The sequence below is a fragment of the Streptomyces sp. NPDC092369 genome (assembly GCF_044755245.1).
In the GTDB taxonomy this organism is placed as follows: domain Bacteria; phylum Actinomycetota; class Actinomycetes; order Streptomycetales; family Streptomycetaceae; genus Streptomyces.
The window spans coordinates 796,683-810,251 of record NZ_JBIVQP010000004.1 but is presented as its reverse complement, the minus strand read 5'-3'; the positions used below and the strand labels follow the sequence as shown (position 1 = coordinate 810,251).

Annotated in this window: 15 protein-coding genes; 2 read left to right on the top strand and 13 right to left on the bottom strand. The window is 68.2% G+C overall.

Going from position 1 to position 13,569, the window contains the following annotated elements; translation table 11 throughout:
- Nucleotides 1–78: 78 nt before the first annotated feature.
- Nucleotides 79–1,254, bottom strand: coding sequence for a tyrosine-type recombinase/integrase (locus ACIQI8_RS27670; RefSeq protein WP_402355649.1), 1,176 nt, complete (start codon nt 1,252–1,254; stop codon nt 79–81).
- A 471-nt stretch (nt 1,255–1,725) separates the two neighbouring features.
- Between ACIQI8_RS27670 and ACIQI8_RS27665 the strand changes: the two genes are divergently transcribed.
- Both ACIQI8_RS27665 and ACIQI8_RS27660 read left to right on the top strand, forming a co-directional pair.
- Nucleotides 1,726–1,944 carry a DNA-binding protein gene (locus ACIQI8_RS27665; protein WP_402355647.1) on the top strand — a complete coding sequence of 73 codons (219 nt, stop codon included), beginning with the start codon at nt 1,726–1,728 and terminating at the stop codon, nt 1,942–1,944.
- Between the two features lie 226 nt (nt 1,945–2,170).
- The gene (locus ACIQI8_RS27660; RefSeq protein WP_402355645.1) at nt 2,171–2,455 is read left to right on the top strand and encodes a helix-turn-helix transcriptional regulator; all 285 of its coding nucleotides are present in this window, start codon (nt 2,171–2,173) and stop codon (nt 2,453–2,455) included.
- On the opposite strand, the gene ACIQI8_RS27655 is transcribed toward ACIQI8_RS27660, so the two are convergent.
- The 12 genes from ACIQI8_RS27655 to ACIQI8_RS27600 form a co-directional block, all read right to left on the bottom strand.
- Nucleotides 2,378–2,854 (bottom strand): hypothetical protein, encoded by a 477-nt coding sequence (locus tag ACIQI8_RS27655; RefSeq protein ID WP_402355643.1) that lies wholly within the window; start codon nt 2,852–2,854, stop codon nt 2,378–2,380. The genes ACIQI8_RS27660 and ACIQI8_RS27655 overlap by 78 nt on opposite strands.
- Nucleotides 2,855–3,031: 177 nt before the next feature.
- On the bottom strand, nt 3,032–3,517 hold the full coding sequence (locus ACIQI8_RS27650; RefSeq protein WP_402355641.1) for a hypothetical protein: 486 nt from the start codon (nt 3,515–3,517) through the stop codon (nt 3,032–3,034).
- Nucleotides 3,514–4,047 carry a hypothetical protein gene (locus ACIQI8_RS27645; RefSeq protein WP_402355639.1) on the bottom strand — a complete coding sequence of 178 codons (534 nt, stop codon included), beginning with the start codon at nt 4,045–4,047 and terminating at the stop codon, nt 3,514–3,516. Before ACIQI8_RS27645 ends, ACIQI8_RS27650 begins: the two co-directional genes overlap by 4 nt.
- Nucleotides 4,040–4,297: a hypothetical protein gene (locus ACIQI8_RS27640; RefSeq protein WP_402355637.1), complete on the bottom strand. Its 258-nt coding sequence runs from the start codon at nt 4,295–4,297 to the stop codon at nt 4,040–4,042. Before ACIQI8_RS27640 ends, ACIQI8_RS27645 begins: the two co-directional genes overlap by 8 nt.
- 100 nt (nt 4,298–4,397) lie before the next feature.
- Complete coding sequence (locus tag ACIQI8_RS27635) at nt 4,398–5,579, bottom strand: helix-turn-helix domain-containing protein (RefSeq protein ID WP_402355635.1); 1,182 nt, start codon at nt 5,577–5,579, stop codon at nt 4,398–4,400.
- Nucleotides 5,580–5,683: 104 nt separating this feature from the next.
- Nucleotides 5,684–6,325 (bottom strand): HAD family hydrolase, encoded by a 642-nt coding sequence (locus ACIQI8_RS27630; protein ID WP_402355633.1) that lies wholly within the window; start codon nt 6,323–6,325, stop codon nt 5,684–5,686.
- Between the two features lie 145 nt (nt 6,326–6,470).
- The gene (locus ACIQI8_RS27625) at nt 6,471–6,857 is read right to left on the bottom strand and encodes a hypothetical protein (RefSeq protein WP_402355631.1); all 387 of its coding nucleotides are present in this window, start codon (nt 6,855–6,857) and stop codon (nt 6,471–6,473) included.
- On the bottom strand, nt 6,844–7,281 hold the full coding sequence (locus tag ACIQI8_RS27620; RefSeq protein WP_402355629.1) for a hypothetical protein: 438 nt from the start codon (nt 7,279–7,281) through the stop codon (nt 6,844–6,846). Before ACIQI8_RS27620 ends, ACIQI8_RS27625 begins: the two co-directional genes overlap by 14 nt.
- Nucleotides 7,282–7,316: 35 nt before the next feature.
- The gene (locus ACIQI8_RS27615) at nt 7,317–7,643 is read right to left on the bottom strand and encodes a hypothetical protein (protein ID WP_402355627.1); all 327 of its coding nucleotides are present in this window, start codon (nt 7,641–7,643) and stop codon (nt 7,317–7,319) included.
- A 74-nt stretch (nt 7,644–7,717) separates the two neighbouring features.
- Nucleotides 7,718–8,788, bottom strand: a complete 1,071-nt coding sequence (locus ACIQI8_RS27610) for a glycoside hydrolase family 25 protein (RefSeq protein ID WP_402355625.1) — start codon at nt 8,786–8,788, stop codon at nt 7,718–7,720.
- A 774-nt stretch (nt 8,789–9,562) separates the two neighbouring features.
- A complete protein-coding gene (locus ACIQI8_RS27605; RefSeq protein ID WP_402355623.1) occupies nt 9,563–10,111 on the bottom strand; it encodes a hypothetical protein in 549 nt (182 codons plus the stop codon).
- A gap of 13 nt (nt 10,112–10,124) precedes the next feature.
- Nucleotides 10,125–13,535 carry a hypothetical protein gene (locus ACIQI8_RS27600; RefSeq protein ID WP_402355621.1) on the bottom strand — a complete coding sequence of 1,137 codons (3,411 nt, stop codon included), beginning with the start codon at nt 13,533–13,535 and terminating at the stop codon, nt 10,125–10,127.
- Nucleotides 13,536–13,569: the final 34 nt, after the last annotated feature.

Genomic DNA, 13,569 nt, shown 5'->3' with positions numbered 1-13,569 from the left:
CTTAAGCACTCAGCTTCGCATCTCCCCTGGTGAGCCGGGCCGTGAGAGATCAAAAATGCGACTGTCTCTCACAGAATCTCACCGGCCGCCCCCATGGAAGTCACCCCACTTCTCTGCAGCCTCACGCATGTCTTCCACGTCGACGTGGACGTACTTCCTCTTCGTGAAGGCCGCATTCGTGTGGCCGGCCCACGCTGCCAGGATGTGGTCCGGGACACCGTTGTTGGCCAGGTAGCTCAGACATGAGTGGCGCGCGTCATAGAGGCGCACCTTGCGCATGCCGAGCCTCTCCATGACGCGGTACACGTAGCGGCGCAGCTGCTTGGTGCTGAGAGGAAGCCCGAGCTCGTCGACCACCACCCATCCGGTGTCGGCGTAGGCCTCTCCTGCAGCGAGTTTCTCGCGGGCCTGGGCGAGCTTGAGCCTCTTCAGCGCGGACCCGACCGGCCCGGGCAGCGGCAGTACGCGCTCGCCGGCTCTGGTCTTCGGATCCTTCTCCACTGTCTCGTTGCCCACCATCGGCCGCGTGATGGCGATCTCCAGAGTGGCGAGCGGTAGATCCAGGTACTCCCACTGCAGGCCTACGACCTCGGCCGGCCTGAGGCCCATGAGGCTCATCAGCAGGGGCGCCTCGAGCCGGTCGTTCTCGATGCCCGCGATGAAGAACTGGACCTCGCTCACCGACCACGGCTTAACCTTCGGCCTCAGACGCCTGTCAGCCTTCTTGTCGGCCAAGCTGACGCGTACACCCTGAGCCGGGTTGGTGGTGCGCAGCCGGCACACCACGGCCGAGGAAAGAACCTCCCGGAAGCGGTTCAGCGCATATTCCGCCGTTGTGGCGGCCAGCCGCGTCCCCTTCGGTCCCCTCGAGCGTCGGCCACGCGCAACGATGTCGTCAACACAGTCGCGCACCTGGTCGGTGGTGAGGTCCTGAAGCTTGGTCCCCCCGAGGCGGTCGATGATGTGCACGAGGGTGTTGCGGTAGGTGATGATGCTCGTCTGTTCGACGTCGCGCTCTTTCATCTTGAGCCACTCTTCGATCCACTGCGCGACCGTGATGTTGCTGGGGAGAACCAGAGTCCCGTTCTCCTTCTGGGCGATGATGCGACCGTACTCGGCCCGCGCCTCGGTCTCCGATTCTCTGGTGACAGTCAGCTGGCGGCGGTCGCCGTTCGGACGCCTCCCTACGTCGACGACGAAGCGGTAGCGGATCGCTCCGCTCGCGAGCCGAACCTCCTTGATCGGGTCAGGCACGAGGTCCCCCCGCGAGCCAACGCCGCACCATGGCTGCCGTGAGGGACCCCAGCGGTACATCGGCGAGTTCCCACAAGAGAAGCCGGGTCCGCAGGCCCTCAAGCCCGGGCCGCGCCGGCGTCGTTGTGGCGCGTGGATCGATGTAGGAGTGGCGGACGTATCTGCGCCGCGCTGCGCAGGCCTTTGACATGGACCCCCCTGTTCGGGTCGGGCCCGACCAGTTGGTCGCCCTATCGGCCGCTGGTCATCTGCGGTCCTGGGCGACGCCTTACCGGTATCGGGACTGGATCTTCAGCGGACCGGAGCAGCCTGTTGGACTGCGCTCGGGCGGAGCCCGGCCCGCAACTTGCACGCATGGGAGTTAGTTGCACGTTTCCCGTATGGTGCCTTACTGTCCGGTGACGTCCAAATTGCGACGGGCCTTTCCAGCCCCGTCCGGACTTTCCATGACCTCGAGGATCGGAGCGGCAGATGGCAGCCAAGAGACCAGCGCCCACTCTTGAGGAGATCCGGACCTGGGGTGCGACCGTCGACGTCACCACCGCGGCACCCGCCCTCGGAATCTCCCGCTCGCAGCTGTACGCACTCATCGGGAAGGGGCAGTCACCTGTCGGCATCCTTCGCGTCGGCGAGCGGCACCGGGTGGTGACGGCCTCCTTGGTGCGGGTCCTCGAAGGTGCCCAGACATAACTTCCGGCCCGGGCCCGGCGGCATCGCCGCCGGGCCCAGATGCACGGCTCCTCCGGGCTTTTGCGGAGCATGAGGAGGAGTCGCTCACCATCCGCTGTCGCAGAATGGCAAGTTTTGCGCCAACCGCAGATCTTGGCGGAATTCAGCATTTAAGCACCTTTGAGACCGGCTGAAAAGTGCCCAGCTGGGCACTGACACTTGATCTTTTAGCCACCACGTTTGTGGGGTGCCTGAGCAAGAACCGGTCTGGAGCCTTCTCCGCCGTCGCGATGTCGGAGAGCGGATCCGAGCGGCTCGACTCCATCGCCGCCTGACGCAGGAGCAGTTGGCGCATCTGATCGGGATCGATCGCCGCAGCATCCACCGCTACGAAACGGCTCGGAGGGATCCGACACTGTCGATGCTGCTGCTGATCGCGGACGCACTGGACGTCTCACTGTCCGTCCTGGTGTCCAGTTCGCTCGAGCTGGACCTGCGCAACGCCAAGCGCGACGAACGACCCGCCGGGTAACAGCTTGCGGATGAACGCCCGTTGGCCGTTGTGGAAGCGCACGGTCAGACCGACGTGGCCCGGCTGCGCGCGGGGCGAGGCCGACCACACCTTGATCTGCTGGATCTCCGGTGACTCACCGGCGGCGATGACGGCTGCCAGCCAGTCATCGTCCGTTCCGGCTCGGGTTGGGGTGTAAGCCGCGGGCCGGCCTTGTACCGGTGGTGCGGGGACGTCGTGGTCCTCGCCTGCCGCGATTTGCCCGACGATATGCCACCGCGTCTCGTGGCCGTCGACCGTGACCACCAGTCCGTACGGATGGCGGAGGTCTCCTGCCTCTTCAAAGGTCCGCACGCGCTGTACTGCTGGCGTGCGGCGGCAGCGCTGGACGAGGAAGGCCTCGAAGGTCTCAGGGCGCACCGCTTCTCGGTCCTCTCCCGACACCGCTGCCGCTCCCGGCTCGGCCCTGGGGTCCCGTTTCCGCTGCCCTGATGGCGCGTCGGATCCGGTATCCGGCCTCGCAGTACGCCTCCGTCGAACAGGGGCGACAGGAGCTGCGGTGTCGGTGCCATCCCTCGGCGAGGTCGCCGGCGCGGGTCATGGACACTCCGCAGGCATCAGTCGCTGCAGGCCGGCGGCGACGAGTTCGCGTACGGACTGCGGGCGGCAGAGGTCGCCCTCATAGTGGGGTGGAACTGCCCAGTGCGCGCCTGGCGGTTGGACGCGGTGCAGGGCCGGGACGCCGAGGTAGACGCCGTCGCCGAGGCACGGTGCTGTTTCCTCGAGGTCCCACACGAGGCCGGCGTGCTGCTGGATGAGGGCGTAGTACGTGACGCCGACCGCAGACGAACGGTCACGGATCACGGCGCCGTTCAGACACGCTTCGAGGGCGCCCGCGACCGCTTCGCAGTCGTCGGTGTCGACCGCGGCGTGTACGAGGTCGCCGGTGAGGCGGATTGCGCTCATGGTGACGCCCAGCGGCAGCATGGCGATCCCGTCTGATTCCCACTCGGCGATGGCGTGGCGAGGGGTGGGGTGTGGCCGGGCGAGCCACTGGACGATCAGGTGAGTTGGGGTGGTCACTGCTCGGTGCCTTTCGTCAGGTGCCTGTGCCGTCCGACGGTGACGAGCTGGAGGGCGGCGTCCAGTTGGCAGAGGGTTCCGGGGTCGTACATCGGGACAGCCCAGTAGGAGGCCTGTCCGTGGCGGCCCGGGTCGGTGATGTCGGGGCGCGGCACGACAAGGAGTGAACAGCGGCCGAAGTACTCGACTCCGGCGGGGAGGTTCCGCTGCGCGGCTCTTGACGGGACGAGGACGTAGTAGCTATCGCCGTCCCTGCTCACTACGACGGGGCCACCGAGCAGCGCGTTGGCCAACTGGTCGGCGATCGCCCTCGGTTCGCGGAGGTTGGTGGCGGCCCGGACGACGGAGGCCGTGATCCGGAGGGCCGAGAAGGTGTCCCCGCAGGCCAGGACAGTGGTGCCGGTGTACCGCCAGTCTTGGAGGGCTTGTGAGATGTCGGCTGCCGCGGTGAGGAGCCACTCGGCGACGGCAACCTGCGTGACGTCCTGCGTTCCGTTCGGTGCAGGCTCGAGGTTCCTGGGCTCAGTCATCGCAGGCCTCCAGGTCTGCGACGATCACGAGGCGCTTGCTGTTGGTTTTGTGGCATCCGCACGTCACGACTGGCCAGACTTCGTCGCAGCCGGCGAGGCGGATCTGCCCGGCCGGTGTGAGTTCCGTGCCCACGGCGCCGCAGCCGATACATGCCTTGCCGTGCTGGCGGGCGACGCTCAGTGGACCGTGAACGACGGTCGGCTGGGCGTCGAATGCCGTCGGCTGAGCGTCGGACTCTAAGGTGCTCATCCATGGTCCCATCTGCCTGTTTGTTACGGACAGACAGATGATGGGCGTCTACAAGCGGTACAAGGGATACAGCTTGTATCCCCTCGCGGGGCGGGTTGCCTCAGACTGCGCCGACCCATTCCGCGAAGTTTGTGAGGGTCTCGGCATCGGCACGCTTCAGCCGCCGGAGCGTGGATGCGGTGTCGCGGGCCCAGGGGTGCTCTCGTGTGTGCTGGGGCGCGATGAATCGAGCGACCTTGAGCGATTCGAAGGAGTCGTCGGCCAGGCCTGCCCACAACTGGGCGCGCGCGAGCTCGATCCAGAAGCCGGACTGGCGCTCCGCTGGCAGGCTTGAAGGAGGGGTCCATTTCCGTGCCACGCTCAGTGCACGGCCCACGTGATCACTGCCGAGACTGACGGCTACGGATACTTCGTGGATGCGCACGGAGTGCGGACCGAAGGCGGTTCCCAGGTAACTGTCTTCAGGTACTCGGTCACCGAGGAGTCGCGCCTCGGTGAGGTGCTTGTCGGCCGCAGTGGCGTCCCCAGCCCGACCCGCGATCACGGCAGCCCTCATGTGCAGCGCGCCGCGCACGGCTGCGGCTTCGGTCCCGGCTGGCGGCGGGCTCGCGTCGATCGCACACTCAAGTGCGCGCAGGCCGGCCGCGTGGGCACGCGCAGCGAAAAAGGTCTCTGTCCGTACGTAGGCGGTGCTGGCGTCCAGGAGCGGGTCGTCGGCCTGCCTTACTGCCCAGCGCATGACCTCGATGAGACGCGCCGAGAGGTCCGTGTATCCGTACTTGAATGCGGCGGCGTCGGCAGCACGTGCGGCGGCAACAACGAGTCGTGCCGCCTGTCGCCGTTGGGCGCCGTCGCTGTGGTGAAGGGCGCGCAGCGCGGCATCGATCAGGGAGGGAATTTGCTGGGCAATCAGGGTGTACTGGGCGCCCAGGCGCCAGCCGACCGCCGCGTCGACGGCTTCCAGCAGCTCCGGGAACTCCTGCTCAGGAGGATCCATCGGAATGTCGTACGCCGCGATGGAGGCCGAAATGGCGGGGATGGCCACGTGGACCCTGCTGTCGTGCCGGGCAGCGTCTGTGGTGAGCCGAGATGGGTCGACCCCCAGCGCGGCTGCGATCGCCTCCAGGGTGGTGTCGCTGGGGCGACGGGCCCCACGTTCGACGGACTTGAGCATGGCGAGCGAGATGTAAGCGGCGCGGGCGAGCTCTGCTTGGGTCATCCGACGTGCGTGCCGGATCGTCGCGATGCGCTGCCCCACCTCAACAGCGGTGTTTCGGGGCATACTTGTGCTCCAGTTCGGTGCGTCCACTCCGAACCGTACTCGCGCGATTGCGCTGCGGATACGCGAACGGCCCCAACGGCACCCCTGTTGGGGCCGCTCGCGTTTCAACTGGCGATGAGCGTGGCGAGCTGGTGGAGGTCGTCGATACGCCAGTCCGCTGCCGCTACGAGGTCCGGGGCGTCTGCCCAGAGGTGTCCCCACGGACCGCGCCGGATGTGCGCGGTTCGTAGCCCTGCGGCTCGAGCGGGATAGATGTCGTTGGCGGGATGGTCCCCAACGTAGAGCGTTGCCTCCGGGGCGGCTTGAGCCGCCGTCAGAACTTTCTCGAAAAACGCCTGGTGGGGCTTCGCCACGTCCCATTCAGCGGACGTCACCACTAGGTCCGCGGGTAGTTCGAGCGCCCGGAGGAGGTCGCCGACCGCGGCTGTCTGGTTGCCGGCGATGATGACGCGGACGCCGAGGGCGCGCAGGCTCGCGAGTGCCGGACGGACGTCGTCGTAGAGGTCGGTCTCGTCGAGGTGCTCGCCGTAACCTGCCGCTTCGCGGGCGCGATACTCCGCCGGGACGTCGAGGTCCGGCCTGATGAGGCGCAGTGCGTCGGCGTTGTCGCGGCCTTCGGCCACTACGGCACCGACAAGGGCGGACACGGTATGCCGCGGTACACCGAGCCAGTCGGCCCACTCGGCCCAGTGCCGGTCGTCCCGGGTGATGGTCTCGCCGACGTCGAACACGATGGTCTCAATCACTCCGTCGACCCTACTGCCGCTCCCGGTACGACAGCGAGAAGGGGCCCTCCCCCGCAGACGCGGAGGAGGGCCCCTTGTTTTCGAAGACTTGGCCCCGCGCAGCATCCTTCGTCATGAGGGCTGCGTGGGGGCATTTGTCTGGGATCTAGCGGGCGTCGCGGGCGGCGACGAGTTCCGGGTCCATCGGGACGAGCGGTATGCCAGCGGCGCGGAGCCGTTCGTCCTGGTTCCCGATGTGGACGAGGGCGAGTGCCAGGAGGCGCTCGGTACGGTCAGCTCGCCCTCTCGATTCGCGCTCGGCTTCCTCCAGCGCCCGCATACGCCGATGGAGCCCCGACATTTGCTCCTCGAACCACTTGTACATCTCCGGCGACACCGTCCAGGTGCCCTCGGGTTGTGACGGGGCTACCGGCAGTGTGTCGGCGGGGACCTCCTGCACTGTCGTACGGGCACGCCCCATCCACGCGCCGTACGCGGAGCCGAGGGTGGAGACGACGACGGCGAGGAGTCCCAGCCAGCTAGTCGGCTCCACACGACACCGCCTTCGGGACGATCAGGCGTGGGCTGGTCAGATAGGCCACGATCTGGATGAGGAGCGCGTGGGAGGCCCACGGTGCGACGGCGCCCCACGCGGTCGACGAGGTGCCCGTGATCGCACCGAGCGCGTACGCCACGGCCCACAGGAGCGGCGGTGCCATGGCGGCCGCGATGCCGGGCAGGTCTCGTCCTGGGCGGACGAGCGCGTAGCCGGCCGAGACCGCGCCGGCGGTGATCCAGAGCCAGCCCCACGCCGTCATGGGCAGCAGGTCCAGGAGCACGCTGATGCCCCGCACGGTGCCGTAGCGGGGCTGGACGGTCAGGGATGCGCCGTAGCTGACCCAGGACAGGCCAGAGGCGAGCAGGGCGAAGCCGCGCCATCCAAGGCGCGTCCACAGCCACCAGATCAGGTGCCTCATCCTGCGGCGGTGGCCGGCCGGCGGTTGGGGTCGCACTATGCGGCCCGGGGCGGTGACCCGGCATCGGGGCGGCCGGTGGTGGAGGTGGCCGCTTCGATGCGGGGTGCGATACCCGAGGGGCGCCAGAGAGTTCGGTAGGCCACGCCGATCGCCACGGCGGCAGTCAGGATGCCGGTCACAATCGGACGGCCGGTGAACTCGTCGTTGAAGTACGCGGTCCCAACGCCGTCGCCGGCGGCGACCAGGAGCATGAAGATGCCCTTGGTCGGGCCGGACCAGCGGGGCTGGACGACGATGGCGATGACAGGGGGCAGCAGGTAGCCGAGGGCCGCGGCCCACAGCTGCGCGTCGGTGGGGTGCATCGAGTTCCCTTTCGTCGGGCGACGTTGGCGCGGCGGTTGCCGGGCCGGTGGGACTGTCTGCGGGCGGTACGGGGCTAGTTGGTGGGCCAGGTGAGCGCGGTCAGGACGGCGCTGCGGACCGTGACCGGACCTGGGGCGTTGTTGAGGAGGCGGACGCGCATGGTGCGCCCTCGGGCGAGGTGCTTGACGAGCGGGGTGACGTGGTGGCTGCCGCCTTTGGTGCCGATGACCTCGTCGATCGGGTGGTCCGCGATGTGCTTGGTGGCGGCGTACTCGGACATGCGGACCTGGACCGTTTCGCCAACGGGCAGGTCGTCGATGTGGAGGCTGAGAGACCCGGTGAACCGGCAGGCGCCGGCCGCGAAGATGGCGCTCCCGGGTGAGTGCTGATTCTCGCTGTCGGTCCACTCGGTCGTCAGCTTGAGGTCCTCCCAGGCGCCTGCGGCGAGTGTGTGGGGTTTGGCGATGCCGAGGTTCACTTCGCCGGGCACGGGGTCCTCCTCGATGGTTGTGGTCTCGCCGACGGCCCAGGCGCGCAGGTCGGCCTCGGAGAGGTAGGCGATGGACCGGTCCAGTGGGGTGTCGGTGAACTGCCAGATCAGAGGCCGGTATGTGCTCTGCGGGGCCGCCTCGGCGCGGGCGTAGTCTGCAGCGCCCCAGGGGTAGGCCGGGTACCAGAGCGGCAGTCCGGCAGGCACGTGGCCGGCGTCCAGGTCACTGCCCGAGGTGTAGATCCCGACCTTCTGCGTGGGGAACGCGGCCTGAACGGTGGTGATCCATGTCTGCACCCAGCCGAGGATCTGGCTGGCCGTGCGACCGCGGTAGTTCCGGCTGTCGGGGTAGGCCTCGAGGTCCAGCCAGTGCACGAACGAACGGATGCTGCGGGCGGATTCGGCAACCGCGCTGACGTAGTTCGCCGCCTCCACCAGCGGGTCCTGATTGGGCCAGGCGAAGTGATAGCCGCCGACGAGGAGACCCGCCGCCGCGGCGCCCCGCACGTGAGCAGTGAACGACAGGTCGTGGGTGTGCTCGCCCTCGCTGGCCTTGACGAACGCGAAAGCGACACTGTCCCGCCGATGAGCTGCCCAGTCCTGGGTGCCTTGGTGGGCCGAGACGTCGATTCCGCGGCAGGTGGTCTCGGTCATCAGGCACCTCCGTTCGCCGCTCGGGCGGCCTCGAGCTGGATGGCATCGGCAGCGGCCGCCCAGGCACTCTGGATCGGCTGAGGAAGGGCGTCCCAGCCGGGTAGTGGGTCGCCGTTGTACGCGCGGCCTCCGACCGCGGCCGAGTGCACGGTGTATCCGAGGGCGGCAAGGTCTCGGAGGTTGCTGGGTGAGGGCTGGGGCATCGTCGTCTCCCTGTGTGGTGCACCGCATTTGGATCTTTGACGCAAGGGCTTCTCGAGTGGTACCTGCACCGCAGGCATGCTCCCGCGCGCTCTCAGTCCGGCCGGTCACGACTCAGCCCGGGTAGTCCTCAGCCACAGAAAGCCCGCCACGACGATGGCAGCGGTCGACTGGGCTGGTGCGCGTGTGTCTCGGGCAACCCCCGCTGGTCTCAGCCACGCTGCTGATCTTTTGAAGACCCCGGCCGTCTACTGCCCGCGCGTGAGGGGGTTGCTGTGGTCGCGGGGAGCCAGGGGGTGGGGGTTGCTCAGCCAGGTACTAGTGCGGGCGCGGTGGAACCCCCGGCGGGAACGGGTTCCGGAACCCGTCGCAGAACGGGTTCCGGGGTCGTTCGGGGTTCGGAACCCGTCGCAGAACGGGTTCCGGAACCACCGGCGGGAACGGGTTCCGCACGGTCTGGAACCACCGGCGGGAACGGGTTCCGGAACCCGGTGCAGAACGGGTTCCGGCGTCATGAGCTGCGGACGCCGGAACCCGTTCCGCGACGGGTTCCGGGTCTGGAGGTGCGCGGCATCAGCTGGCGAGCCACCACACGCCCATGGCGCAGGCGACGTCGGTCGCGGAACTCGTGTTGAGTGCGCCGCCTGACGTCTGGAGGCCCTGGAGCTCGATGTAGTCGCCGACCGCGAGGACAGCCTGGGCGTGGAAGGCGGCGCCGCTGGAGTGCGTGGCGGTCGCGGCGAGGCCTTTGACGAAACTGCCGGGCACAGCAGTGCCGTTGACGGTGATCCGGCCGGCCCTGTTCCCGGTCGCGTTCGCCGCGAAGGAAACCATCCCGGTGATCGCGTACGTTCCGGCGACCTGGACGGTGTAGCGGCTGGTGTTGGTGGACGTGGAGTGACCGTTGTCGCTGTCGTAGTCCTCCGTGTCGAGGGTCAGGGGGGTCCACGTGTTGTCGGCGATGGACTGCACGCTGGCCTGGCGCCCGCGGAACCGCGGCACGCCGTTGGTGCCGGATCCCAGGAGCCAGTCGCTCATCGCTTTGACGGACGCGGTCCACAGCGCCCCGGTCAGGTAGTTCCCGGGGGTCTGGGTGCCGATGACCGGAACCGTGCGAGGCATGAGGGGGCTCCTGTCAGTAAGCGAACACGATGGAGTCGAACTGGCTGACGCTGTCCCAGGTCGTCGCGTCGGTGATGCCGGCGGGCAGCGGCTCGCACACCGTGTCGTTCGTGGTGTGGGCCTTGGTGGTGGCTGCGGTGAGCGTGATCGTCGCGGTCGTCCATCCGGGACTCGTTGCCCCCACCGATAGGACGGTGACGGTCTCCTGGTTGGCGGTGCCCTGTCCCAGGACGAGCTGCTGTCCCGGCGCGATCTGCGCGGCGAGGAGGTTGGTGTTGTCCTGGCCGTTGCGAATGGTGACCGAGGTGACGCCCGCAGCCGGCGATGTGGCGAGCGTGGTGTGCCAGGACGCAAAGATGCCGTAGGGGCTGAGGTCGACTGGGGAGCACTGGAGTGTCTGCGTGACGTTCAGGTCCTCGTTCCACGACCATTCGATGTTCTCCACGAACATCTCTACCGTGGTGGCCGGGACCCCTGGCGGCCGGCGCATCACGCGTGCCCGCGTGCCGAGTTCGAGTCCGAGGCACACCGGCCACAGGGCCGGGTTCGCGGAGGGGTGGAGGACGAGCGAGTCGATGCGGGTGGCGGGGCGTCGGTAGCGGGAGATCAGGTAGCCGGCGGCGTCCTGGCACTCGCCCGAGTCGGTCGAGTTGACGGTGCGCGTGATCGGCCGCTTGAAGAAGGCGGTCTGGCTGGCGCTGTCGGTGCCGTAGAAGATTTGCCCGGTGGACTCCTGGGTCACCTCGGCTGAGTTGGACAGGTGGGTCGAGTCGAAGTCGGTCTCGCACGACTCGTACGGCCACTCGCCCAGGGTCTCCAGCTCGCCGAACACGTACGCCGGGGTGAGGGAGTTGTAGCGGTCCGAGCGGGCCTTGAAGGTGACCGTGCCGTCGCGGGCGACGAAGTGGGCGCCGTTCTCGGTCGCGACGACCGCTTCCAGAGCGCTGACCGCGTCCTGGCCGTCGAGCGCGGCGGGCCCCATGGATGTGGTCAGGCCGGGCTGGATGTTGGTGGGGCCGGTGTAGCCGGCGTAGCGCAGGATTCGCCGGTAGCGGGCGTCCGTCGACTCCCCGGTGCACGATGACTTCCACGCCTGGTAGAGGTTCGTCCGTGCACTGGCGCTGAGGTAGGAGGGGAACTCCGCGCAGAAGCTGACATCGCCTTTCCAGTTGCGGATGGTGCCGTTGCCGACGGTGGGGTCGACGTAGGCGCCGATGTTGTCGCTGATCAGGCCCGAGGGTGCGGTGCTGGCGCTGGGCACGGTGTCGGTGTTGACTCCGTCGACGTTGATGAACGCGATGCTGTTCGCAACGTCGATGCCGAAGATGGCCAGGTGCCAGTTGCCGTCGGCGACGTTGACGGAGCTGATGCGCGCGCCCGCCACGCCGGTCGGGCCGGCGGAGGACCACTGGAGGGTGCCGGAGGTGTTGATGGCCACCAGGATGTTCGACCCCGACGGAGCGCCATTGGCTCGCTGGTTGTCGAAGCTGGACCAGAGATTTGCCGCCGCGCCGGCCCCCGGGAGGGGCCCCGTGTACCGGAACGCGATCATCCGGGTGAAGGGGGCCGTGGCCGGGCCGAGGATCCCTGCGGTTCCCAGGCGGATGAACGTGGCCGGGCTGATGAGGTTCGTGCCGGGGTTCGGGTTGTCGAACGTCGCCACGGTCCCGGAGCCGCCGGTGTAGATGCCGTTGACGAGGTCGGTGGCTGTGATCTCGGTGCCCAGCACCAGGCTGCCCACACCGTACTTGCTGTTCGCGAACGTCGCCGCGCGCTGGTTACCGGTCCAGTCCGCCACGCTCACAGAGCCCGCCGGATCGTCGAGTTTGTAGACGAACCGCGGGTTGTTGGCGTTGATCTCCTGGGTGAGGGGGTCGGCCAGGGTCTGCTGCGAGAGCAGGCTGAAACTGTCGACCATGTTCGGGCTGACCTTGCCGTACGTGCCGTCTCCGTCCCATTTCGACGGCCAGCGCTCCGTGTACCCGGCGTACACCGGGTACCAGATGCCTGGGCACTGCCACGTCGTCGCGGTCGCGCCCTTCTCGAGCTGGCAGCCGTCGACCTGCACGCTGCACGTGGCTGCCGCGGTGGCGGCCGTGGCTACTCCGACGTCCATGCCGGCGGCGTTGGCTGGGGCCGTCGCGGTCACGACCACCGTCGTCCACCCGGCTGTTGTCGACCCGGTCAGGACGCTGGTCGTTCCGTAGGCCAAGCTCGTGGGTGTCGAGCCGCCGCCGGCGGTGTACCAGCCGATAAAGGCCGCCACGGACAGGCTCGTGGAGGCGGTGACGTCCCTTACCCGGAGAGCAATGGTGTAGGTCCGGCCCGGGGCCACCGAGTAGCGGGGGGTGTGGCAGATCCGGGTCTGCGTCACGGTGCTGGAGGGCACCGCGAACTGCATGACGACCGAACCCATCCATGCCGATGCAGAGTTGACAAAACTTCCGCCGCTGCTGTCGGTGCTGGAGAAGATGTCGCTGGTCGAGGCGCTGATGGTGCCGGAGAATCCACCCAGGTCTCCGCCGGTCGCCATGACCTGGTCGAGCAGGTTGCGGGCGGGCGGCCACTGCGCGCGGCGCCGGTAGGGCTGGTAGGGGTTGATGTAGCCGGACCACGGGCCGGAGGCGTTGTTGGGGTCCAGGAGCGCATCAGGGTTGGCCAGCTCGAGCTGGGCTTCTGCGGAGCGGACCTGGTCGGTCTCGTACTGGCGTCCCCGGCTGAACGTGGTGGCGTTGCGGGGGCGGTCGGAGATGTCGACGTAGCGGTCGAGCGGGACCGTGCCGCCGTTGCTGTCCCAGTACGGGCCCCACCCGTCCTCGATCTGGGGGAAGTTGAGGTTGAGCTGGTCCTTGGCGGTGACGGTGGTGCTGACCTGGTCGACGTAGGCCGTGAGCCCGGCAGCCTCGGTGCCGTAGAACCCGGACATCCACAAGATCTGGACCGCGGTCGCGGACCAGGTGTGCGCGATGGTGGCGCGCAGTGTCCAGTTCCAGCCGTCCGGGGACGTGTCGAACAGGATGCTGCCGGCCTGTTCGCGCAGGCGCCACCAGGCGTGCAGGTAGGGGTTGTAGGCGCCGATGCTGACGGTGGTTGTGACGCCGGCGTTGACGACGGAGGCGGACATGGCGCCGCCGCCGTCGAACAGCAGGGTGGCTCGGTTGCTGGCGTCGACGGCCATCCGCATGAGGAGCTGGGTGGTTCCGGTGCCGAGCGGCGGCGGTGTGACACGGGCGTAGACCGCGCTGTTGGTGGCGTCCCAGGGACCGGTGCTGCCGAGCTGGGGGTAGGAGGCGGTGCAGGCGATCTGGACGCGGTCCAGGACGGTGTCGAGGACGATGTTGGGGCTGCCGCTGGAGGCGTTCCAGATCGACGTATTGAGGACCGGGGACCCGAAGTAGTCCTGCAGGACGTCCAGTTTGGGCATGCCGCCTCCCTGTCTTCGGTGGTGGGGCGGGTGC

Bases quoted from the DNA above. Each gene is read 5' to 3' on its own strand.
- ACIQI8_RS27600 (WP_402355621.1), bottom strand. From the start codon at position 13,535: ATGCCCAAACTGGACGTCCTGCAGGACTACTTCGGGTCCCCGGTCCTC.
- ACIQI8_RS27665 (WP_402355647.1), top strand. From the start codon at position 1,726: ATGGCAGCCAAGAGACCAGCGCCCACTCTTGAGGAGATCCGGACCTGG.
- ACIQI8_RS27620 (WP_402355629.1), bottom strand. From the start codon at position 7,281: ATGAGGCACCTGATCTGGTGGCTGTGGACGCGCCTTGGATGGCGCGGC.
- ACIQI8_RS27605 (WP_402355623.1), bottom strand. From the start codon at position 10,111: ATGCCTCGCACGGTTCCGGTCATCGGCACCCAGACCCCCGGGAACTAC.
- ACIQI8_RS27635 (WP_402355635.1), bottom strand. From the start codon at position 5,579: ATGCCCCGAAACACCGCTGTTGAGGTGGGGCAGCGCATCGCGACGATC.
- ACIQI8_RS27615 (WP_402355627.1), bottom strand. From the start codon at position 7,643: ATGCACCCCACCGACGCGCAGCTGTGGGCCGCGGCCCTCGGCTACCTG.
- ACIQI8_RS27610 (WP_402355625.1), bottom strand. From the start codon at position 8,788: ATGACCGAGACCACCTGCCGCGGAATCGACGTCTCGGCCCACCAAGGC.
- ACIQI8_RS27640 (WP_402355637.1), bottom strand. From the start codon at position 4,297: ATGAGCACCTTAGAGTCCGACGCTCAGCCGACGGCATTCGACGCCCAG.
- ACIQI8_RS27645 (WP_402355639.1), bottom strand. From the start codon at position 4,047: ATGACTGAGCCCAGGAACCTCGAGCCTGCACCGAACGGAACGCAGGAC.